This window comes from Klebsiella sp. Shm-1 (assembly GCF_040804525.1).
Classification (GTDB): domain Bacteria; phylum Pseudomonadota; class Gammaproteobacteria; order Enterobacterales; family Enterobacteriaceae; genus Klebsiella; species Klebsiella pneumoniae.
The window spans coordinates 167,470-189,330 of record NZ_CP161824.1 but is presented as its reverse complement, the minus strand read 5'-3'; the positions used below and the strand labels follow the sequence as shown (position 1 = coordinate 189,330).

Sequence of the window (21,861 nt, the reverse complement as noted above, 5' to 3'; positions counted from 1 at the left end):
GCGCTTCGCGGCTATAAATGCTAACACGAGCTATTTCTTTGCACTGGATGATGAGTTTCACAAGCTGATTGCAAAGTGCGCTAACATGCCAGAAATATGGCTGACGCTGCACGGTGGTACCGGGCATCTTGATCGGGTTCGCAGGCTGGCTTTCACAGTGGAACAACACTATGAATCAGTGATCAATGAGCATGAAGCGTTGTACCATGCTGTTCGTCGCGGAGATGAAACTTCAGCCGAAGAGCTGATGACTGTTAATCTTGAAGTATATGACAGCCTTATGATCCTGCTCGATAAGCACCGGCATTATTTTGAAAAAGATGATGCCATTTTATCCCGTCTGGATTCAAAAAAAGGATTGCGTCATTTGCTCGGGTAATAAAAAAGAGGCTGTCGCCTCTTTTTATATTAATGTGATATCTGCCCAATAAATTGTCTTGCTCGTTCGGATGTCGGGTTAGTAAAGAATTCATCCGGCGAGTTAATTTCGATAATTTGTCCTTTATCCATAAATACAACTCTGTCAGCTGCTTTTCTGGCGAAATCCATTTCGTGTGTGACGCACATCATGGTTATTCCACTTTCGGCCAGTGATAAAATAACATCCAGTACTTCTTTCACCATCTCAGGATCGAGTGCTGAAGTTGGTTCATCAAGCAACAGAACCTGGGGTGTCATGCACAACGCACGAGCAATCGCGACGCGCTGCTGCTGGCCGCCTGACAGCTGACTGGGATAGTGGCTCATCTTATGAGACATGCCGACTTTGTTCAGAAATTTAACTGCACGCTCATGAGCCTCGTTTTTCGACACTTTCAATACCGACTGGGGAGCCAGCATGCAGTTCTCAAGGGCTGTCATATGCGGGAAAAGATTGAAGTTCTGGAAAACCATACCCGTTTCACATCTGACTTTGTCATCACCTGATCGCGTCACGCCTAAATCGGTACCGTTTACGACCAGCTTGCCTTCCTGATATTTTTCAAGTCCATTCACACAGCGAATGAGCGTTGATTTCCCGCTTCCGGACGGGCCGCATACAACGACTATCTCACCTTTGCTGACAGAGAGCTCAATATTCCGCAGCGCGGCGTAATCGCCATACCATTTATTGACGCCATGAACTGCTGCACGATAAGTTTGTGATTTTCTTTATCAGTCATTTTATTCTCCGGACCTTCAGGCCCTGACCATGTGTCTTGTCAGACGGTTACTGATTTTCAATACCAGGCGGCGAATGATTTCTACAATGGCCAGGTAAATAATTGCTGCCCATAAATAAACCTGGAAATCGAAAGAGCGTGAAAAGGCAAGCGCGGTGGTTCCCATCACTTCCATAACCGTGATGGTGCTGGCGATTGCTGATGACTTCATCATCAGTACCAGCTCATTTCCCAGAGGGCGCAACGCGACAATGGAGGCCTGAGGAAGAATGATTTTCAGAAAACCGGAGGTCCGTGTCATTCCTAATGCATGAATGGCTTCATGCTGACCACCTGGAACCGACTGGATCGCACCGCGCCAGATTTCAGCCTGATATGCCGCTGTATTTAGCGTAAATGTGAAAACGGTACACCAGTAAGCTTCACGGAAGAACCACCATAAACCGAGCCCCTGTAATTCTGCCTGAACTGACCTGCGCCGTAGTAAACCAAAAATGTCTGGGCCAGTAGCGGTGTGCCACGGAAAAAGTAGATGTAAGCAAGAGAAACTGACTTCAGTATCGATGAGCCAGACATACGCAGCATCAGGATTAACATTGACAGGATCGCACCGGCAAAAACTGATGTCAGTACTATCTGAAAGGTAATGCCAAGACCGTTCAGCATGCGGGGACCGTATTCCTGTAAAAGCTCAAACATACTTACCCCCTGGCGTAAAAGCGATTGGCTCTGCGCTCAAGGAAACTCAGAATGAGTCCTGATACAGAGGAAAATACCAGATAAACGGCACATGCGAGCGCGTAAAAGAAAAAAGGCTCTTTTGTCGAATTTACCGCTATATAGGTTTGTCGCATCAGGTCTGACAGCGCAATGACGGAAACCAGCGAGGTATCTTTCAGCAGCACCAGCCAGACATTGCCAAGACCCGGCAGAGCGGTTCTCCATAACTGAGGAAGCGTTACGCGGAAGTAACTCGTCCTCGCAGACAATCCCAGCGCGTAAGACGCCTCATATTGTCCCTGTGGGATTGCTCTTAATGCGGTATAAAAGATTTCACACGAAAAAGCTGCGAACACGACGCCCAGCGCAATCAGGCCAGCAATAAAACCATTAATCTGTGGTGTTTCCCAACCGATAAAATCGCATGCCATCTTAATCGCGAGCTGCGAGCCATAGAAAATAATAAAGATGGTCAGGAGCTCCGGAAGTGCACGGAAAATCGTGCCATAGGCAATGCAAAATCGTTGCACCCATTTTTTATGGCTTAACATTCCGCTTGCCAGCAGCAGCCCTATAACCAGACCAAACGGCAGCGTTGCAACCGCAAGTTCAATTGTTAACAGTGCTCCGGACAGGATGGGCTTCGCCCATCCTCCATTCCCGAATGACAGATAATTCAGGTATTCACCCATACGGTACCTTCTGCTTACAAACAGGCTTTACTTAATCGAAAAGTCGAAATATTTCTTGTTGATTCGGTCGAAGGTTCCGTCAGCAATAATGGCTTTAATTGCCGCATTGAACTGATCGCGCAGGTCCGCATCGGATTTACGCACGCCTACGCCTTTTCCTACGCCAAAGTATTTTTCATCGCGAACATCACCACCCACAAATTTGCAGCATGCCCCTTCAGGAGACTTCATCCAGTCAGAGAGGATTGCAGCATCGGAAAACACGAGATCGATTCGACCGTTAGCAAGATCCATGTTGGCATCGTCGACGGTTTTATACATTTTGACGTCGGTATCTTTGAAGTTGTCCTCGAGATAGGTCGCCTGAGAGGTCGAGCCCTGCACACCAACAGTCACGCCTTTCAGTGAAGCTGGTGTGGTTTCTTGTATGTCACTGTCTTTAGTCGCGATAAAGCGGGCCGGAGTGGCGTAATACTTGTCAGTAAAATCTATCTTCTTCTGACGCTCAGGGGTAATGGACATACTTGCCACGATTGCATCATATTTGCCAGACATCAGCCCCGGAATCATGCCATCCCACTCCTGCGACACGATGTTACATTTGGCTTTCATCTTTTCGCATAGTGCATTAGCAATATCGACATCAAAGCCTGTCAGTTTGCCATTGGCAATGTAGCTAAACGGTTTATACGTACCCTCTGTAGCAATGCGGATTTCTTTCCATTCCTTAGCCATTGCTGCCTGAGAAGACAGGCCTGCTACTAACATGATCCCTGCAAGAACAACTTTAATAACTGACATGGCGACCTCACTATGTGTTTTGATATACTGATATATCAATATGCAAAGGGCGTGCCACTTAAAGATCGGTTCGTGCAAGGCTATTACACAGTTGGAGGTTTTAAATATTCTCGTACTTTTGCACCATTCAGAGGCAAAGCAACCCCAAAAGAGTGCACGTTCGATATACAACTTGAGCAATCCATGCTTGCTGCCAGCTTTACATCATTACTCATCGCATCTGTTACTTCGATACAGGACGAAGCAATCTTCCGGGAACTGGATAAGATGGAAAATCCATTAAGTTTTTAACAAGACGGTTGGTCAATCCATTATGTACTGGAACAGTCATTAGAGGTGAATTTGCTACAACACTTTGCTGTTAAGCACTATAAATTTTCCAAAATATTAACGTCCGCTTCACGCCCTGAGACATTCGACAAGCTTTTTATGGCTTCAGTAAGGGCGACTTTCGCGCTTCCAGTGCCAGCAAGTATTTCGCTTCGTCGTACCGGGTTTTGGTCTTCCAACAACGGTAAATGATCCTTATCCATTTAAACGCCAGAGCCCGGATAGCTGATTGATGCGATTTCCCTTTTTCTCGCTGGCCCTGGTAATAAAGTCTGGCCCAGTACGATGAGTTAACCGTCTTCGCAGTCCATTCCACGAATGTCTGTCGGACGAACTTTGCGCACTGCCAACGCCAGTGTACCCAGGATTTTTGACCACTTCGCTCGGTTACTGGTGCGATACCAGCGTAGTTTTGAATTTCTTCTGCGCTGTTGAAGCGGTCGCGGTTATCACCCAGTGCAGCAAGCATCCGTGGGCCCATACACGGGCCCATCCCAGGGAGTGATTTGAACAGTTCTGCATCCGGAAGCGTATCGAATAAGGATTCAATACGTTCGTCGTAGGTTCTGATTAGGTCGCCTGCCAGTTTGATTTGGGATGCAAGTGCTGTTGCCATCAATGCATTTGCCTCGATGACAGTTTTATCTGTGGTCAGGGGAATAGCGCTGGCAATACTTGCAACCCGCTGTTCGGTATATGCAACAGCAGGACCACCTTTAGCGTTCATAAAATGACGGACAGTATCGCTGCGAGCCCGTTTGAGTTGTTGCAGGCTCGGCCAGCGAATGATTAGCTCGCAGAACAGTGAGCTGTCCCGATGGGAGAACCATTCCAGGGGCTGGGGGTAATACTGCTTAAGCGTGTTGATGAGCCGATTAACAAAGCGACGCTTGTCTTCGACCAGCAGTCGGCGCTGCTCAACTAATTGCTGGAGTAATCGGATATCCGGATTGTCGGCTTCAATGGCTTTTATCTTGTGGGGATAACGTAGCATCAGGTCTAATGCCAGCTTAGCATCCTGCGGGTCATCCTTCGCACCGCTGGGCCAGAAAGCCTGTCGGTAGCGGGCCAGTGACAAGGCGTGTATTGGAAAAACAGTGACAAATGGGTACTTCTGGAGGGCATACACCACCGGGCCTTTCTTCAGCTCAACGGCAATAGCAATCCTACCTTTCACCCTCTGGTGTAACTCATTGAGCCAGATATCAAGCGCCTCAGGCGTATGTTCAATCACATGGAATATGCGATCACCGTTTTTAAACTGAACGCAGACATCATGTTTTTTATCCGCCCAGTCCAGGCCAACATGAGCAGCAAACTGATCTTTCGCAGTCATCACCAACTCCTTTTATCGGGGATTGGTATGCATTCCACGCTCTTCGAAAGAAATATAGTCAGCAGTTTTTCTGCATGCCCTGAGTATTCGTTAGCGAACGTGGAGCACTTACTGGCTCGAAAGCAAAGCGGCAATCATCAAATCACATGATTCTGGCACAATATTCGTAACCAATAAGCGCATACCCTGAATCACTTAAAAGTGTAACTCTCAGGGTGTGAATGACTATATCTGGCACTAAGCAGACGTTAAGACTTACAGCATCGGGAAGCTTCTGAATGCCGCGTCAGCGGCATGGAGGCGCCAGCTGAAGCTGCATGGAGTACTGCGGGCAAATGGCGCCGTCGCCCGGCGCAGCCTGCTGCTGTTTTGACAGGTTCTGCCTATCCCCCCCTTCCCTTGTATCTAACAGTTTGTGGTGATTAGCTACCACCACTGAAGCAGAGTGAGCCGCCCCCTTCCCTTAAGGTCAGAAAAGTCGGCACCGCTGAACCTTGATTTGCAGCACATGGCCCTCCGCTTCACCTTTCACGCCAGCACATCAGGTTGAACGGTTACCGGGAGCTCGACTCCGTATGTACAAGGCGAACAGGCGTGACGGTTTATGTGAGAGGAGTTTGACCATGTTTCCAGTCGGCATTGACGTAAGTAAAAACACCCTGGATCTTTGCATGCTTTATGACGGTATCAAAGGACGCATAAAAACCCGTAACATCCAGAATAACAGACATTCAGTTGAAAATATTCTTCGCTGGCTCAGGCTTCAACATTGCAGTCCGGAAGATGTTCATGTGGTAATGGAAGCTACCGGTGTTTATCACGAACGGCTGGCCACTGAATTACATGATGCCGGTTTCCGGGTTTCTCTGGCCAACCCTCACCGTAGTCGGGAGTTTGCGCGTGGCATGGGAATCATGACAAAAACGGATAAGGTGGATGCGTATATGCTGGCCTGTTACGCATTCCTTAAGAAGCCACACCGCTGGGAGCCGCCGGCACCCGAAATCAGATATCTCGGTGCACTCCTGCGACGGCGGGATGTTCTGCTGGGTGATGCCCTGCGTGAGGAGAACAGACTGGAAAAATACCTGTCGACAGACACACCTGCAGATATTATCAGTTCCTGCAGGCGTATGGCGCAGCTTCTGCGCGAGGAGATAAGTAATATCGAGCGGCAGATAAAAGCACATATCAAAGCCAGCCCTGCACTGAGGCGTGATTATACACTGCTGACCTCAATTAAATCGGTTGGTCCCCAGCTGGGGATGCATATGCTGATCGTGCTTCGCAGCCATAACTTTGTATCGGCTGAGCAGGCTGCCGCCTTTCTGGGCGTGGTGCCGATCGAGAAACGCTCAGGCACATCGGTCCGGCGCCGGCCGCGGATGTCGAAAATCGGCCCCCCTCAGTTGAGAGCGAAGCTTTACATGTCCGCCCTGTGCGGAAAAATCTACAATAAGCGAATGCGTAATATTTACGATGAGATGTGCCTGCGGGGTAAACCTAAAATGGTGGCCATTGGCGCGCTGATGCGGAAACTGGTGCACTGGTGTTATGGCGTCCTGAAGACCGGAACCGTTTTTAATGACGAAGACCTGAAACCGGTACTGTCAACCTGACTATACCAGGCTGGCATTAAACACAAGGTAACGCTCACTGCAATAAGTGAGCGCAGTCCGTTATGAGCGAACAGCGGAAGTTCGGAATGCATACTTACTACGATGCATGTTAAGCAATGGGGAGCAGGTCACCTCTCCTGTGATAGAATCGGCTGATAATGTAAGTGCAAACACATGCTGAGGGATACTCATGAACGGGATTAGTTGGAAAGGCTCAAATAAGCAAGTTGAAAAACAATTGGTGGCACAATTTGAAAGTCTAGGGATAGATTATTCAAATCCCGGTTTTTATGATGATCCTAATTTCTTGAGGCAGGAAAAAAAGGATCCACGCTTTCTCGAAAAATATGCTTTGTATGTAGAGTCTAAACATTATGAGGATGAGTACTTAGAAAGGGCGAAGAAATCTATAATAATTTGTGCTGAATCCTTACATAAGGCTATTAAGAAAGATGGAAGACTTGGAGCTTGTGTTGACGTGTCTAGTATGCTGAGTCGAATGCTGGAAGAATTGGGTATTTGGAGTTATGTAACCAATTCAGCGGTTAAGATTGATTTCCCTCAGTCATCAAAAATTGAGCCCATCTGGTTTTGGTCACCCTCCGATGGAAGTGGGATGGCAGCAGCACATGCCATTGTTGTTGCACCACCTTTTGCAATCGTAGATTTAACCATCAAAATGCAACCGTACCAACCAGGAGTCAATAGGTATCTTCCAGAAATAGCATTGGTTACAGATTATACTAACGGTCAATGGGAACCTGAAGACGTTATTGAGCATGACACCCTAAATATGTACGGTTTAAGCGGTGATGCTGCTCGTAAAGCTATTCAGAGCCAACTAAGGCCAATGTATGAAGTGATGAATACATTCCCGTGCCGGATAGCAACATTTGGAGAAACCCATATTAAGTATACGACCATTGCTATCGGAGGTTCATTAGAACCTCTGAGCGGGATCTTAGGCTATAAACCTAATGGCCAAACTGCACTAGAGATTTTTCAAAATGATATTATTCCTCGATTAAGTTGAATAAGTCGTTTAAAGGGGCCGTTAGGATATAGGGCATTATTGTACGTTTAGCGCTTACCAAACTGACCCAGGTTGCTAATCACTTAAGTTCTGATCTTTAAGTTACAGCCCACACGGAATGCTCTTCCTATTTCGAGATATTCAGCTCTCGCGGCACCGGTCAGCTGCTGCGACTGCTCAGTAAACTTGGCCATATTGACCTGCTCCTCGTTGATTAATATACCGCGATGTTAGTAATGTATTGGAGTCCGCTTGGAAAACGGAAAATATCCTACGTTAAGCCTGCTTTTTGAGCTGGGATGACGGGCAGCTATGAGCGAGAAGCAGAAGTTCACAATTGGTGATGGCATTGTAAGCGCACCCGTTTTAGTTCCACGCACTTTTTGAGATTTCCGGGGTTTCAGCCATCAGCCGGTATTCTTCCGGCGTCAGGTTATTCAGGGATTCGTGGGGGCGCTCGCCGTTATATTCAGCCAGCCAGCGCTCTGTAATTTCCCGTGCTTCATTCAGTGTTCTGAACAGATAAAAATCCAGTATTTCTGTTCTGTATGTCCGGTTGAACCGTTCGATAAAGGCGTTCTGTGTTGGCTTGCCGGGCCTGATAAACTCCAGCATCACACCATGCTCTTCTGCCCATTGTGCCAGCGTCAGCGAGACCAGCTCCGGACCGTTATCCATCCGCATCTTCAGCGGATATCCGCGGTTTGCCACGATCCTGGCCAGCACTCTGACAACCCGCTGCGCCGGGATATTCAGGTCAATTTCGATCGCCAGCGCTTCCCGTTTATAATCATCCACCACATTGAAGGTCCTGAAACGTCTGCCACACACCAGCGCATCGTGCATAAAATCGATGGACCAGCTCTGGTTCATCGCCTCTGGCGTCGCCAGCGGAGCCGGATTGCGCACCAGCAGGCACTGTTTTCCCTTACGGCGAAAATTCAGTTTCAGCAGGCAGTAAATCCGGTGAACGCGCTTATGGTTCCAGGCGTTGCCCTGCCTGCGAAGGACCTGAAAAAGCTTTTTTAATCCGTATCGCGAATAGCGTTCAGCCGCCACGGTCAGCGCCATAATGACTGACTCATCACGTTGCGTATCCGGCTGATAACGAAATACCGTCCTGCTCAGCGACAATATCCTGCATGCCTGGCGTAAGCTCATGGCAAACTGCGCGGTCAGATAGCTGACCAGCTCACGCTTTATCGCTGGTTTTAAAGCTTTTTTTCAATAACGTCTTTCAATGCGCGGCACTCGAGGCTCAGGTCCGCAAACATCTGTTTCAACCGGCGGTTTTCATCTTCGAGGTCCTTCATCTTTTTGATATCAGAGGCTTCCATACCGCCGAACTTCGCTTTCCAGTTGTAGTACGAGGCCTCAGAAATCCCGGCTTCGCGGCACACATCTTTGACGGTGCGTCCGGCTTCGACGGACTTCAGAACGGCGATGATCTGGTGTTCGGTGAATCGGGCTTTGCGCATGGCGATCTCCTCCAGGAACATAATCAGTATGCAGGAAGATCTCTAAATGTGAATGGTCCGCTTTACCGGGATGCTTACATGAGCACGGGGTCACAATGGACTTCTCCCGCCCCGGAAAACCAACGGATAACCCGTTTATTGAATCATTTAACGGCAGTCTGCGGGATGAATGCCTGAACATTCACTGGTTTCTCTCGCTGGAAGATGCGCAGGACAAACTCGACAACTGGCGCAGGGAATATAATCATGAGAGAACGCATTCATCATTAAATGACATGACTCCGGCTGAATTCATCCGAAGTCTCCGGAAAGACGAAGATCTCTGATTTAGCACTGCACTGATTTTGGGCCAAGGTCAGAAAGACGAAGATCTCTGATTTAGCACTGTACTGAATTTGGGCCAGGGTCACCCCAACCAAAAGATAAAAGTAGCTTTTGCGGCGTAAAGGGCTTCTGCCCTGATGTTCTTCATCCTGGGATTTTAATATTGACCCATTAACCGGACAGAAATCATCCGAATATTTTATTTAACTTCGCCGCACGCTACGTGAAATCTGAGGTACTCACCCCTCCGATTTTCTTCAGATTTCGCGTAGCGCAACCTGAGCGAAAACCACTCGAAAAGTAACTTTTGGACTGATTTATAAGCCGGTTACTTCCATTTTGGAGATTAACATTACATTAACACATGGAATAATCGTTATTATTCGAACTGTAACTAGGATGTTGCATACCTCTTGAAGCGATGAAAATATGAGCATATTTCTCATTATTCCTGAATCCATACATTTTTATTGTTTTTATAGCGACATATTGAAACTCTGTTTTATTTAATAAGTATCAATTTTATAATCAATTTCTGTTATTTTATCGCTATTGACATTTACTATTGTGACTATATCCAATAATATTAGATCACTTACATCTGAAAGTGACAGTGTCACGGATTGTGCACCCAGAGAGACCCTTTTCGTGAAAAAAGTAGTTCACTCCCATAACGAAACGTGGGCTTCTTTTTTGCAGATCGTATGTGGATGTCTTCAGGTAGCAGGAAGGAAAGTGATGCAGGCATGAAAGGATGACAAACCGGCAAAGGGGCTGCTACTGCTCCATATTCAACAAACCACCCCTGGTTAGTTGAATCCTTTGCCGGTTTTCCTGACAATACCAGACAGGTAAACTTTTTCCATCAGATTTTCTCGTCAACATGTTGCATTCATAGTTTTTCCATAATTGGATGCTTTTGCAGGACAACTACGGTTTTTATCCTTTCGTGCCCGGTAAAAAAAATAGTTAAATAGCGATTTCACCCTTTTAAAGGAAAAATTGTCCTCAGGCTCACAGTACTATAAAAGTATCAATAATCAGGAGCCGGTAATGACTCCAACTTATTGATAGTGTTTTATGTTCAGATAATGCCCGATGACTTTGTCATGCAGCTCCACCGATTTTGAGAACGACAGCGACTTCCGTCCCAGCCGTGCCAGGTGCTGCCTCAGATTCAGGTTAAGCCGCTCAATTCGCTGCGTATATCGCTTGCTGATTACGTGCAGCTTTCCCTTCAGGCGGGATTCATACAGCGGCCAGCCATCCGTCATCCATATCACCACGTCAAAGGGTGACAGCAGGCTCATAAGACGCCCCAGCGTCGCCATAGTGCGTTCACCGAATACGTGCGCAACAACCGTCTTCCGGAGCCTGTCATACGCGTAAAACAGCCAGCGCTGGCGCGATTTAGCCCCGACATAGCCCCACTGTTCGTCCATTTCCGCGCAGACGATGACGTCACTGCCCGGCTGTATGCGCGAGGTTACCGACTGCGGCCTGAGTTTTTTAAGTGACGTAAAATCGTGTTGAGGCCAACGCCCATAATGCGGGCGGTTGCCCGACATCCAACGCCATTCATGGCCATATCAATGATTTTCTGGTGCGTACCGGGCTGAGAAGCGGTGTAAGTGAACTGCAGTTGCCATGTTTTACGGCAGTGAGAGCAGAGATAGCGCTGATGTCCGGCAGTGCTTTTGCCGTTACGCACCACCCCGTCAGTAGCTGAACAGGAGGGACAGCTGATAGAAACAGAAGCCACTGGAGCACCTCAAAAACACCATCATACACTAAATCAGTAAGTTGGCAGCATCACCCCCTGCATTGTTATCGAGCCAAGTCAAGAAAGCCCACCAGCATGAGAAGGGTTGCAATTCATTGTTTCATCGTGATGAGTACGGCATAAAAAGTTACTTTTCTGCTTTGCTCATCCCATAAACTTCCAATGTTTACGGAATGTGATATTATTTCTGTCACTCAATCGCAGTTAGTAAACGCCCAATGTTTTTCAATTCGGACAAGCCTGTCCGAGTCCAGCCTGAGCAATAGCACATATTTCTTTTTCTGATTGTTTACCTTCTTTGGCTTTCCCCAAAAATTCAATTAGTTGGCCGACAATTGCGAAAAGATATATTTTTAGTTCGATGTATAGACACTTCCCAAAGGCATCCCGCCGCTGGTGGTTTTTATGTGACACCGGGCAGGAGCGCCAGGCATCATGACAGCGCCCTATCCTCTCTTGCTTCACTTCCTGTCAGGTTTAAGACGACTATCAAACCGGAACGGTATCTGTTGAGCCTTCTGCACGATCCCGTAAAACTCAGGGTGCTCAGGATTTAACAGATAGTTGAACTCTACCGGCGATAAGGCTGAGGGAACACGCAGTGCAACCGAGCTCCTGGTAAATGACCAGGCATCTCCGTAATCAGCCAGTTCCTGAGGCGCATCCTCATCAGCCCAGTTGCCCGGTAATTCATCCATGTTTGCGCTTTGGATCAGTTCATCAGGCACATCGATACTCAGTAGCGTGAAAGAGTCCATTATCTGTGCCGCATGCAGGTGTACCAGCGTCTCCAGCATCGTTAGTGATGCCGTTTCGGAGACATATACCATTGACACCCCCACGCTATTCCAACGCCCACCAGCCTCTTTCGCACCATATCCGGTCCAGGCCGTAGAAAGATACTTTGTTTTCGTCAGCCTGTAGAGGATCACGAGTACACCCCATGCTCCAGACGCGTAATCAGCTTAATGACCTCATACGCTCCTGTCTCGGATGCCATCAGGTCTGCTGGCACTTTCCAGCTCAATGCCCGGTTAGGTTCGTTCAACCACTTCTGTGCGGCTTCCTTGTCGCCTTCAAACAAATCTACCGCCCGATCAATGACGCGGATAATCCGTACCAGACGTTCACTTTGTTCCGGGTTAAAACGTGCCTTCACACTGCGGCTAAACGTGGTCGACGGGATACCGGACATTTTTCTCAGGTCATTCTGGGTTATTCTGGCCCAGTCAGTGATCCGATTCGCCACCTTCCCGTCCAGGCCTTCATTGATTTGGCCCAGAAGCGCTACGCCATCAGCATTATTTAACCCGGCAACCTGCCAGAGGCGCTGTGGTCTGGCTGGAGTTGAGGACAAACTAAATGTTTTCATAGCTAACCTCCATTTGGTTCTTACATTATACCCAAATGGTAACACTAGAGCAAATATCAACCACCAGCAGACGGAAGGCATTTTTCCTGATTGCGATACCTCAGAGGGTAGCGATCGGTATCGAGTCCCACCTCGTTGTGTAGGCTGGAGAGAGCATATCTCTCTTCATTGACCACGCCGGTGCGATGCCACGACCGGCAAACCATACTTTGCCTTTGCCTGAGTTGTTTATCGTATCCAGTACGTTCATGAGCGCGTCACTGTTTGCATACGACCTCCCTTCATCAAATAACGATAGCTGGGTAACTCCGCAGGGACGGAAATCGTTGAGCATGACACCTGCCTTTGCATAGTTATGTCCGTCTTTCCAGATTTTATCCAGAGCCCGGCCCGCCGCCGCGATAATGTCCCGCGTATCACGTGATGGAATGCAGAGCTGTTCGCTGGAGACTTTGCTGTAATAGGGTTCATGTTTTGAAAAAGGCGAGGTTTTTATGAAAGCTGATACCTGACCGCAGTACTGACGTTCCTGGCGCAATTTTTCCGCAGCACGTTCAGCATACTGGCAAATTGCCTAGCGCATGGATTCATACGTTGTTATACGCCCCGAAACATCAAGAAAAAGATTGTGCTCATTAAAAGCTTTCTATTGAAATTGATAGAAAAAAGAGGCTGCATAGCCTCTTTTTTTTCCTCACTTCTCATCCTTTAGGGGGGAATGGATCTTTTCCATAGGAGTCTCTATCCCTGATTTGTCCATTTGGTCGATGAATAACCAGTTCACTTTCCTGATTGCGGGAGATTGAACGAGCCGCATCTATTGCTTCCTGTTGTGTACGATGGGTAGATGTTACCCGTTCATTACCCTCTCCACGTACAGCCCACTCACCATTGTGCGGTACAACATGTTGGTTCTTTCCCATGAGGTTTCCTGACAAGTGTTCGACACCATGTGGTGCCATATTAAATAATAAACACTATATATTGCGTTTCATTTGTGATGAGTCACATTTCCTGTTTTCAACAAAAATACAGAAACATCTTGCGGAGGCGCTGCCCTCCGTTGGTTAAATTAATGCAATTAATATCAGTATGTTAAGGAAAATCCGCAGTGGTGTTTTATCAAACGTAAAGGTGCCATTTTCGTCCTGAACCGTGGCGGAAAAAGCGTGGCTGGTGACCAGCAGCAGAGCTGCGAAAAGTGTACGTAATGGTGTGTACATATGAATTGCCTGTATCGGGTGGTGCTTCGCTTACCCGACCTGCAAAAACAGAATACAGGCCGGGCAACCGGGGTTTAGAACTTCAACGCCCCCTGCATATACAGCGTGCGCGGCTGACCTGCGTAGATGCCTTTGTTGTTGTCGTCGTAAGAGCGGATGAAATAATCCTGGTCGAAGATATTTTTCACGCCGAACGCAAGGTTCAGGTCTGCCATCTGCGGACCAAAGTCATACGCCACGCTCGCGCCCCAGAGCATGAATCCGGGGATGCGGCCGGTACTGCCATCGGCGCTCTCTTTAACAGTGTTGGCGTTATCCGCAAACTGGCTGGACTGGAAATCGCTGTTCAGGTTGAACGTCCAACTGCCTAGCTTGTAATCCACGCCCAGCGTGCCTTTGTGTTTCGGCGAGAACGGTACTTGGTTGCCATAGGTGTCGCCTTTCTCGCGGATCTCGGCATTTACGTACGCATAGCTTGCATAGACGGAGACGTTATCGAGCGTGGGCGTCAGCGTGCCGAGGTCATAGCGGACCAGGGTTTCCAACCCGGTATGGCGCGTTTTACCCCGTGCGGTCACGGTGTCGTTGGTCTGGTTGGAGTGGTACTGATTATTAAAGTTAATCAGGAACAGCCCCATTTCTGCCGTCAGCGCGCCATCGTCATATCGGGTTCCGAGCTCCCAAGTTCGTGCTTTTTCCGGTTCCACATTGCCGCTTTGCACAGCCTTGCCAATTTGGCTGTACTGTACGGTGCCGAACGAGCCTTCGGTGTTTGCATAAAGATTCCAGCTGTCAGTGAGGTGATAGAGAACGTTTAACGCCGGAAGTGGGGCGTTGTAGCTCACTTCCTTATGCGTGCCTTTGATGGCGTTGTTCTGGTATGACTCGATATGTTCAAAGCGCATACCTAGGGTGATCGACCAGTTGCCAATGTCGATTTCGTCATCCAGATACCAGGCATGCGCTTCGGTACCGGAACGGGTGTCACGATTGTACGGGCTTGAGCTGGACGGTAGCTGCCCGCTGCTGGTGGCGGTGTAGTAACGCATTTCGTGCGTGGATTCATTCACATACCGGTAACCGACGCCCACCTCGTGTGCGCTCGGGCCGACCATAAAACTCTGGCTGTAGCGCGGTTCAATGCCGCGTACCCAGTAGTTACGCGGTGAAAGGGTGATGTGTTTGCCCTGTTCTAGGTAGCCACTGCGCAGGGTTTCGGTGTAGAAGCCCTGAATATTGAATTTATGCTGGCTGTCCGGCTGGAACTGATAGCCGAGGCTTGCCAGCTTGCGACGCCCCCAGAAACGATCGTAATGGCGCGTGGACAGCCAGCGGTCGGCGTTGTAATCCGCGCGAGACAGGCCGCCGGGCATGTCGGCTTCACCGTCGTAGTATTGCAGCAGGCTGTTGAAGGTATGCACCTCGTTCGGCGCATATTTGCTTTTCAGCATCAGGTCGTCGATGCGCGTTGCGCTGTGCTCGCGCCAGTCGCTGCCGCGAGTGCCGGAGTAAAGCAGGGCGGTACCAAAACCGTTATCCGCCGTGCCGCCCACCATCAGATTGTGAGTCTCTTTTGGGTTATTTTGTGAGGACGTCGGGCTGAGCTGGCCTTCCACGCCGGCTTCGATGCCGAAGTCTTGCGGAATGGTGCGGGTGACAAAGTTCACCACACCGCCCACGCTCTGCGGCCCGTAACGCACCGCACCACCGCCGCGTACCACGTCGATGGCGTCCATATTCCCGAGTGAGACAGGCGCCAGTGAAAGCTGTGGCTGGCCGTAAGGGGCAAACGGTACGGGAATACCGTCCATCAGTACGGTTGAACGGCTGGCAAGGCGCGGAGTCAGGCCGCGAATACCAAAGTTCATCGCCAGATCGTGGCTGCCGGTGCCGTTGTTTTCCGGGGCAGTGACACCAGGGATGCGATTCAGCACATCGCGAATGGTCGTCGCGCCGGTTTTGGCGGAATCCTCACGGCGGATAACGTCACGCGCGCCAGCATGTTCGAAAACGTCGTTTTCGCGCGCATCCCCTAGCCAGTCGCCCACCACGGTCAGGACATCTTCTTTGTCGAGCGAACCCGGTGCGATATCAACCTGCGTTGCGAAGGCGGATAACGATAACCCGGCCAGCGGCAGCAGGCTCAGGCGAATTGTGTAAACCAAAGGTGTTGTTTTGCGAAAAACACGTAAAGTCGTCATACCTTCTCCATCATCATTTTTGTTGTGTTTATCTATTAGTCGAACGAGAAGGGGAAAAAGGACAATGGAAATGAGAATTATTTTTCTTATACGGCAGAAATATTGACCAAGCATTGCGTAACCAACTGAATTTTAACTGTAAGTGTCTTAGCGATAACATTCAGGATGGCATCAGTATTTTTCAGCGGGAAGGTTCCACTCAGGCGCAGTCCGGCCACTGCTGGATCACAGCGTAGCACGCCATTGCGATAACGGCTCAGCGTGGCAATCATCTCACCCAGTGGTTTGTCGCTGAAGCTCAGAACACCCTGCGTCCATGCGGCGCTTTCCTCATCCGTTGAGGTTATGGCACCAAATTCCGACGCGCTAAACTGCAGGCTCTCGCCAGCGCTAACAATGCTTTTTTCCTGCGGACGGTTTGCCAGTAAGACTTCAACAGCGTGTTGTTGAACGGCAACGCGCGTGACGTTGTCCTGCTAGTAGACGGTAAATTCTGTGCCTAACGCGGTGAGTTGACCCTAGCGGGTCATCACGCGGAAAGGTCGCTGCTGAGCATCTTTTGCGGTGGTGATAGCAATTTCGCCGTACCAGAGGTGGACAGCGCGCTGATGTACATCAAAAGGAACGTCAGCTGCACTTTGTGTGTTGAGCGTCAGCTGCGAATCATCTTCTAGCAGCTGATGGCTGACCGCGCCTTTGTCGGTGCGGTAGTCCGCGCGAAGACCTTCGCCAGTTTCGGATTGCCAGAGCTGCCAGCCGCCGCCCACGCCGAGCAGCAACAGCAGTCCTTTCAAAACGTGACGACGGGTAAGGTGCGTATCGTGCAGCACCCGGCTGGCGACATTGGCCGGTACATGGCTGAGCTGGCTGCGCAGGTTTGCAACCTGTTGCCAGGCCCACTGATGCTCCTTATCCTCTTCATACCACTGTTGCCAGCGTGCTTCCTGCTGCGGACTGACGCGCTCGCCGCTCAATACGGCATACCAGTGTGATGCCGAGCGCAATGCCTGGCGGCGAGAATTGGTGATAGACGCGTTCACAGGCCGTGCTCCAGACGAAACAGCAGACAATGTTCGATTGCCTTTGCCACATACTTTTTTACTGAACTGACGGAGACACCGAGCTTCAGTGCGATCTCGCTATATGTCAGACCATCCAGTTGTGAAAGCAAAAACGCTTCACGTGTTTTTCCTTTTAACCCGTCAAGCATCCTGTCGATGAGTTGCAGGGTTTCGAGCTGGCTTTCGTGTTCCTCGGGCGAAGGCGCCAGCCTCTCCGGCATAAGGGCCAGCATCTCTAGATAGGCTTTTTCCAGCGAGTTTCGGCGGAACAAATCGACCATCACGCGTTTGGCGATGGTGCACAGGAATGAGCGGGGATCGCGGATCGTCGAGAGCGTGTTGTTGCCCATTACCCGCAGAAAAGTGTCTTGGGCAATGTCATCTGCATCAAAGGCCGACTGGAGTTTGCGCGTCAGCCAGCTTTTCAGCCAGTCGTGATGTGAGCCATAAAGCGACTCGAGCGTCAAGGAAGCAATGGTAGTGGCGCTGTCAGACATGCGGAGTGCATCAAAAGTTAATTATCACGCGCCTATATTAATATGAGAATGGTTATCATTACAATTGGAGATAAAATTGCATGTTTTTGATTTTTTTTAATCTGTTGTTTTTTTTAGTAAATGTTATGAGATGGGCAAGGGACTGCTTCACGCCCTGAGACATTAGACAAGCTTTTTATGGCTTCAGTAAGGGCGACTTTCGCGCTTCCAGTGCCAGCAAGTATTTGGATAACTCACCGATGGAACGGGTGTTCAAGAGCCTGAAGAGTGAATGGATACCGGTGGGTGGCTACAGTGATATCCGACAGATGATGCAGGATATCACCGTCTGGATACACTACTACAACCAGCATCGCCCCCACACATTTAATGGCGGGTTATCACCCTATGAATATGAAAATCAATGGAAAGAGGCTATGCAGGTGTCTTGATTTTGTGATCCACTACAATGCACCTCTATAAGCTGGCCCCGAAAATCCCCCACCTTAATGTACTGACAATGTTGTAAAAAACTCATGACCGCATTATAAAAACGGTCATGAGTCAGAAATACCTCATTCGCATCGCTGAGCTGGAAAGGCTGCTCTCTGAGCAGGGTGAAGCCCTCCGTCAGAAAGACCAGAAACTGAGTCAGGTTGAAGAGACGGAGGCCTTTCTGCGCTCTGTGCTGACCCATGCCGAAGAAAAGCCCGAAGAAGATGCACGGGAAGTAGAACATCTGTGGGCCCAGATAGAAAAACTGCGTCTTGAGGTTGAACGGGTTGAGACCCAGCTAAATACTGCGAACATCTGCCACTGTATCACATCAGAATGTTACTCTCTGAGTCTGTTCAGAGAATATATTTCTGCTGTTTTCCGGGGTATACAGCGCTATCTGAGGAGGGGGAATGAACAGTGATTTTTCTGCGGAAAAAATCCTGACGGGTAAGAATGTCCTGTGCGCGGCCATTCGCCGTATTGAGTGGTTGTTTGAGACATTCTCTTCTGTCTGTTTGTCTTTTTCTGGTGGTAAGGATTCCACTGTGCTTCTCCATCTTGTGGCAGAGGTGGCCCGCAGGAGAAAACGCCGTTTCTCTGTACTGTTCATTGACTGGGAAGCCCAGTACCAGTGCACCATTGAACATATTCAGAAGATGCAGGATATGTACCGGGATGTGACGGACACCTTTTACTGGGTGGCTCTTCCCCTGACCACGGTAAACGGTGTCTCTCAGTTTCAGCCGGAGTGGATATGCTGGGAACCCGGTGTGGCGTGGGTTCGTCAGCCACCGGAATATGCCATTACAGATATGGCATATTTTCCCTTTTACCGGTATGCCATGACCTTTGAAGAATTTGTTCCGGCATTTTCTTCTTGGTTTACCGGAAACCGGTGTGCAGTGGCAATACTGATTGGTGTCCGGGCGGATGAATCCCTTAACCGCTTTATGGGACTGGTGTCCCGGCGTAAACTGAGATATGCCGATGATAAACCCTGGACCACGGCGTCGCCTGAAGGTTTTTACTACACTATGTACCCGTTGTATGACTGGAAATCCCGTGATATCTGGATATATAACGCCAAAACCCGTGCCATCTACAATCCTCTGTATGATTTGATGTACCGTGCAGGTGTGCCGTTACGCGACATGCGTGTCTGTGAGCCTTTTGGCCCGGAACAGCGTAAAGGACTGTGGCTTTATCATGTTCTGGAGCCGGAAACCTGGGCTAGGATGTGTGAGCGGGTGTCCGGGGCTGCCAGTGGTGCTCTTTATGCCAATGAAAGCGGTGCTTATTTTGCTCTGCGTAAGCGTATCACAAAGCCAGTTCATCACACCTGGCGCAGTTACGCGATGTTCCTGCTGGATGTGATGCCGGAAAGAACGGCAGAACATTACCGTAACAAAATTGCTGTCTACCTGCGCTGGTATCAGACTAAGGGGTTTCCGGATGACATCCCGGATGAACAGGAGAATGATTTGGGGTGCAGGGATATCCCGTCCTGGCGACGAATCTGTAAGACTCTCATAAAGAATGATTTCTGGTGCCGGTCCCTCTCCTTCAGCCCGAACAAACCTCGGCACTATGAACGTTATCTGCAGCGTATGAAGGAAAGGAGAAAGGAATGGGGGATTCTGTGATACCGGAGGTGGAGGTACTGAGCAACATTATTCGTCAGTACTTCAGTCAGGCACGAAGTGAAGAAGAAACCATACAAGCCCTTAATCATCTGCGCAGGGTGCTGCATGAGGTCAGCCCTTTTGCACAGGAGCCTGTGGACTGTGTGCTGTGGGTGAAAGCGGATGAGGTGGTGGCCAACGATTACAATCCCAATGTCATGGCTCCGGGTGAGAAGAGACTGCTGAAGCAGTCACTGGAGAAAGATGGTTTCACACAACCGGTGGTGGTGTCAGAAGATAAGAGCCATTATCTGGTGGTGGATGGTTTTCATCGTCAGTTACTGGGCAGGGAATCAGATACAGGGAAACGCCTGAAGGGCTGGCTGCCTGTAGCCTGTATTAATCCGGAGAGAAAGGGACAGGCCGCACGCATTGCTGCTACCATTCGACATAACCGGGCCAGGGGGAAGCACCAGATAACCTCAATGTCTGATATTGTAAGAGACCTTTCGCGTCTGGGTTGGACAGATCAACGCATTGGCACTGAGTTGGGCATGGACCAAGATGAAGTGCTGAGGCTGAAACAGATTAGCGGACTGACAGAACTGTTTCAGGAAGAGGATTTCAGTCCGGCATGGACGGTTCGCTGATTCTGTTAAATATGGTTTGTTGTGGTCAAAAAGAGACTGTAATCATTCGCTGGCCGAGAGTCTGCAACAACTCAAACGGGCTAGCAGCGATACTGTCCGTCATTTTATGAATGCTAAAGGTGGTCCTGCTGTTGCATATACCGAACAGCGGCTTGCAAGTATTGCCAGCGCTATTCCCCTGACCACAGATAAAACTGTCATCGAGGCAAATGCATTGATGGCAACGGCACTTGCATCCCAAATAAAACTATTACCATTGCAAAATCAAAACACAAATGATAATCATTATCATCTGTGTTTTTTGGTTTCCTGCCATAGTATACAGGAGCGTTAAAAGAGGGATTTTCTTATGCGTATTTTATTTATAGGTCCTCCTCTCTATGGGCTATTGTATCCTGTGCTATCTCTGGCACAGGCGTTTCGCGTTAACGGCCATGAAGTGCTGATCGCCAGCGGAGGAAAATTCGTCAAAAAAGCAGCAGAGGCGGGATTGGTGGCGTTTGATGCCGCACCAGGCTTAGATTCCGAAGCTGGCTATTGCCGCCATGAAGCTCTGCGGAAAGAAAGTCACATCGGCACCAAAATGGGAAACTTCTCATTCTTCAGCGAAGAGATGGCCGACCACCTGGTGGAGTTCGCCGGACACTGGCGGCCCGATCTCATCATCTACCCTCCGCTCGGAGTCATCGGGCCGCTGATTGCGGCCAAATACGATATCCCGGTCGTGATGCAAACCGTCGGCTTCGGCCATACGCCCTGGCATATCAAAGGCGTAACGCGTTCGCTTGCGGACACGTATCATCGCCACGGCGTCGGGGCCGCACCGCGCGATATGGCCTGGATCGACGTAGCACCGCCGAGCATGAGCATTCTTGAAAACGACGGCGAACCCATTATTCCTATGCAGTACGTCCCGTACAACGGCGGCGCGGTGTGGGAACCATGGTGGGAGAGGAAGCCCGATCGTAAACGTCTGCTGGTGAGTCTCGGCACCGTCAAACCGATGGTCGACGGCCTTGAATTGATCACCTGGGTGTTGGATTCCGCCAGTGAAGTCGATGCCGAGATTATCCTGCATCTTCCGGCCAATGCGCGGTCCGATCTACGCTCGCTACCGTCAAATGTCCGCTTGGTCGACTGGATACCCATGGGGGCCTTCCTGAACGGCGCAGATGGCTTCATTCATCATGGCGGCGCAGGCAATACTCTGACAGCGCTACACGCCGGTATTCCACAGATCGTCTTCGGCCAGGGTGCTGATCGCCCGGTAAATGCCCGCGTTGTTGTCGAGCGTGGCTGCGGGATCATCCCCGGCGACGGCGGCCTGTCAAGCAACATGATCAATGCTTTCCTCGACAATCGCGCACTTCGCGACGCCTCTGAAGAGGTAGCGGCGGAAATGGCGACGCTACCCTGCCCAAGCGAAGTGGCGAAAAACCTGATCGCGATGGTACAGAAAGGGTAGCCACCACACCGTCA

General features: G+C 49.6%; 16 protein-coding genes and 9 pseudogenes. 10 read left to right on the top strand and 15 right to left on the bottom strand.

The window, feature by feature from the left end; translation table 11 throughout:
• Positions 1-379, top strand: a 379-nt coding sequence (locus AB1E37_RS26445; RefSeq protein WP_367777118.1) for an FCD domain-containing protein, incomplete at its 5' end; no start/stop codon positions are given.
• A gap of 29 nt (positions 380-408) precedes the next feature.
• Here AB1E37_RS26445 and AB1E37_RS26440 read toward each other — a convergent pair.
• The 5 genes and pseudogenes from AB1E37_RS26440 to AB1E37_RS26420 all read right to left on the bottom strand — a co-directional run.
• Positions 409-1,125, bottom strand: a pseudogene (locus AB1E37_RS26440) (amino acid ABC transporter ATP-binding protein); the annotation flags it as partial.
• A gap of 54 nt (positions 1,126-1,179) precedes the next feature.
• Positions 1,180-1,862 (bottom strand): annotated as a pseudogene (locus AB1E37_RS26435) (ABC transporter permease).
• Positions 1,863-1,864: 2 nt separating this feature from the next.
• A complete protein-coding gene (locus AB1E37_RS26430; RefSeq protein WP_023345556.1) occupies positions 1,865-2,575 on the bottom strand; it encodes an ABC transporter permease in 711 nt (236 codons plus the stop codon).
• Positions 2,576-2,602: 27 nt separating this feature from the next.
• Complete coding sequence (locus AB1E37_RS26425; protein ID WP_048265027.1) at positions 2,603-3,376, bottom strand: lysine/arginine/ornithine ABC transporter substrate-binding protein; 774 nt, start codon at positions 3,374-3,376, stop codon at positions 2,603-2,605.
• Positions 3,377-3,803: 427 nt separating this feature from the next.
• Positions 3,804-5,042, bottom strand: coding sequence for an IS110 family transposase (locus tag AB1E37_RS26420; RefSeq protein ID WP_065809528.1), 1,239 nt, complete (start codon positions 5,040-5,042; stop codon positions 3,804-3,806).
• Between the two features lie 623 nt (positions 5,043-5,665).
• On the opposite strand from AB1E37_RS26420, the gene AB1E37_RS26415 reads away from it, so the two are divergent.
• On the top strand, positions 5,666-6,661 hold the full coding sequence (locus tag AB1E37_RS26415; protein WP_105002553.1) for an IS110 family transposase: 996 nt from the start codon (positions 5,666-5,668) through the stop codon (positions 6,659-6,661).
• Between the two features lie 190 nt (positions 6,662-6,851).
• Entirely contained in the window at positions 6,852-7,694 is an 843-nt protein-coding gene (locus AB1E37_RS26410; protein ID WP_053065109.1) for a hypothetical protein, read from the top strand.
• A 366-nt stretch (positions 7,695-8,060) separates the two neighbouring features.
• On the opposite strand, the gene AB1E37_RS26405 is transcribed toward AB1E37_RS26410, so the two are convergent.
• A protein-coding gene (locus AB1E37_RS26405; protein ID WP_105002552.1) for an IS3 family transposase occupies positions 8,061-9,172 on the bottom strand; the annotation gives its coding sequence in 2 pieces (ribosomal slippage) (positions 8,061-8,911 and positions 8,911-9,172; 1,113 coding nt in all).
• 77 nt (positions 9,173-9,249) lie between these two features.
• Here AB1E37_RS26405 and AB1E37_RS26400 point away from each other — a divergent pair.
• Positions 9,250-9,498 (top strand): annotated as a pseudogene (locus tag AB1E37_RS26400) (integrase core domain-containing protein); the annotation flags it as partial.
• Between the two features lie 1,062 nt (positions 9,499-10,560).
• Here the strand turns inward: AB1E37_RS26400 and AB1E37_RS26395 are convergent.
• From AB1E37_RS26395 to fecI, 9 genes and pseudogenes are all read right to left on the bottom strand, one after another.
• Positions 10,561-11,258 (bottom strand): IS1-like element IS1A family transposase gene (locus AB1E37_RS26395; RefSeq protein WP_223175001.1). Its coding sequence is split into 2 segments (ribosomal slippage): positions 10,561-11,009 and positions 11,009-11,258, totalling 699 coding nucleotides; the frame shifts between segments, so codons are not numbered across the junction.
• A 482-nt stretch (positions 11,259-11,740) separates the two neighbouring features.
• The gene (locus tag AB1E37_RS26390; RefSeq protein ID WP_004026354.1) at positions 11,741-12,211 is read right to left on the bottom strand and encodes an RES family NAD+ phosphorylase; all 471 of its coding nucleotides are present in this window, start codon (positions 12,209-12,211) and stop codon (positions 11,741-11,743) included.
• Positions 12,208-12,651 carry an antitoxin Xre/MbcA/ParS toxin-binding domain-containing protein gene (locus AB1E37_RS26385; RefSeq protein WP_004026357.1) on the bottom strand — a complete coding sequence of 148 codons (444 nt, stop codon included), beginning with the start codon at positions 12,649-12,651 and terminating at the stop codon, positions 12,208-12,210. Before AB1E37_RS26385 ends, AB1E37_RS26390 begins: the two co-directional genes overlap by 4 nt.
• 100 nt (positions 12,652-12,751) lie before the next feature.
• A pseudogene (locus tag AB1E37_RS26380) lies at positions 12,752-13,255 on the bottom strand (DUF4113 domain-containing protein); the annotation flags it as partial.
• Between the two features lie 97 nt (positions 13,256-13,352).
• Positions 13,353-13,574 (bottom strand): DUF2188 domain-containing protein, encoded by a 222-nt coding sequence (locus tag AB1E37_RS26375; protein ID WP_004213643.1) that lies wholly within the window; start codon positions 13,572-13,574, stop codon positions 13,353-13,355.
• A gap of 174 nt (positions 13,575-13,748) precedes the next feature.
• Positions 13,749-13,874: pseudogene (locus tag AB1E37_RS26370) on the bottom strand (Fe3+-citrate ABC transporter substrate-binding protein); the annotation flags it as partial.
• Between the two features lie 74 nt (positions 13,875-13,948).
• Positions 13,949-16,075, bottom strand: a complete 2,127-nt coding sequence (gene fecA / locus AB1E37_RS26365) for a TonB-dependent Fe(3+) dicitrate receptor FecA (RefSeq protein WP_004213640.1) — start codon at positions 16,073-16,075, stop codon at positions 13,949-13,951.
• An 86-nt stretch (positions 16,076-16,161) separates the two neighbouring features.
• Positions 16,162-17,115 (bottom strand): annotated as a pseudogene (gene fecR, locus AB1E37_RS26360) (ferric citrate uptake sigma factor regulator FecR).
• The gene (gene fecI / locus AB1E37_RS26355; RefSeq protein ID WP_004213635.1) at positions 17,112-17,633 is read right to left on the bottom strand and encodes a ferric citrate uptake sigma factor FecI; all 522 of its coding nucleotides are present in this window, start codon (positions 17,631-17,633) and stop codon (positions 17,112-17,114) included. The pseudogene fecR and the gene fecI overlap by 4 nt, the downstream one beginning before the upstream one ends.
• Before the next feature lie 224 nt (positions 17,634-17,857).
• On the opposite strand from fecI, the pseudogene AB1E37_RS26350 reads away from it, so the two are divergent.
• The 6 genes and pseudogenes from AB1E37_RS26350 to iroB all read left to right on the top strand — a co-directional run.
• Positions 17,858-18,064, top strand: a pseudogene (locus AB1E37_RS26350) (IS3 family transposase); the annotation flags it as partial.
• Between the two features lie 107 nt (positions 18,065-18,171).
• Positions 18,172-18,378, top strand: a pseudogene (locus AB1E37_RS26345) (IS66 family transposase); the annotation flags it as partial.
• 142 nt (positions 18,379-18,520) lie between these two features.
• Complete coding sequence (locus tag AB1E37_RS26340) at positions 18,521-19,753, top strand: phosphoadenosine phosphosulfate reductase (protein WP_004213628.1); 1,233 nt, start codon at positions 18,521-18,523, stop codon at positions 19,751-19,753.
• Complete coding sequence (locus AB1E37_RS26335) at positions 19,738-20,382, top strand: ParB/RepB/Spo0J family partition protein (RefSeq protein ID WP_004213626.1); 645 nt, start codon at positions 19,738-19,740, stop codon at positions 20,380-20,382. The genes AB1E37_RS26340 and AB1E37_RS26335 overlap by 16 nt, the downstream gene beginning before the upstream one ends.
• A gap of 41 nt (positions 20,383-20,423) precedes the next feature.
• A pseudogene (locus AB1E37_RS26330) lies at positions 20,424-20,635 on the top strand (IS110 family transposase); the annotation flags it as partial.
• Positions 20,636-20,731: 96 nt separating this feature from the next.
• Positions 20,732-21,847, top strand: a complete 1,116-nt coding sequence (iroB, locus tag AB1E37_RS26325; protein WP_004213623.1) for a salmochelin biosynthesis C-glycosyltransferase IroB — start codon at positions 20,732-20,734, stop codon at positions 21,845-21,847.
• Positions 21,848-21,861 lie beyond the last annotated feature (14 nt).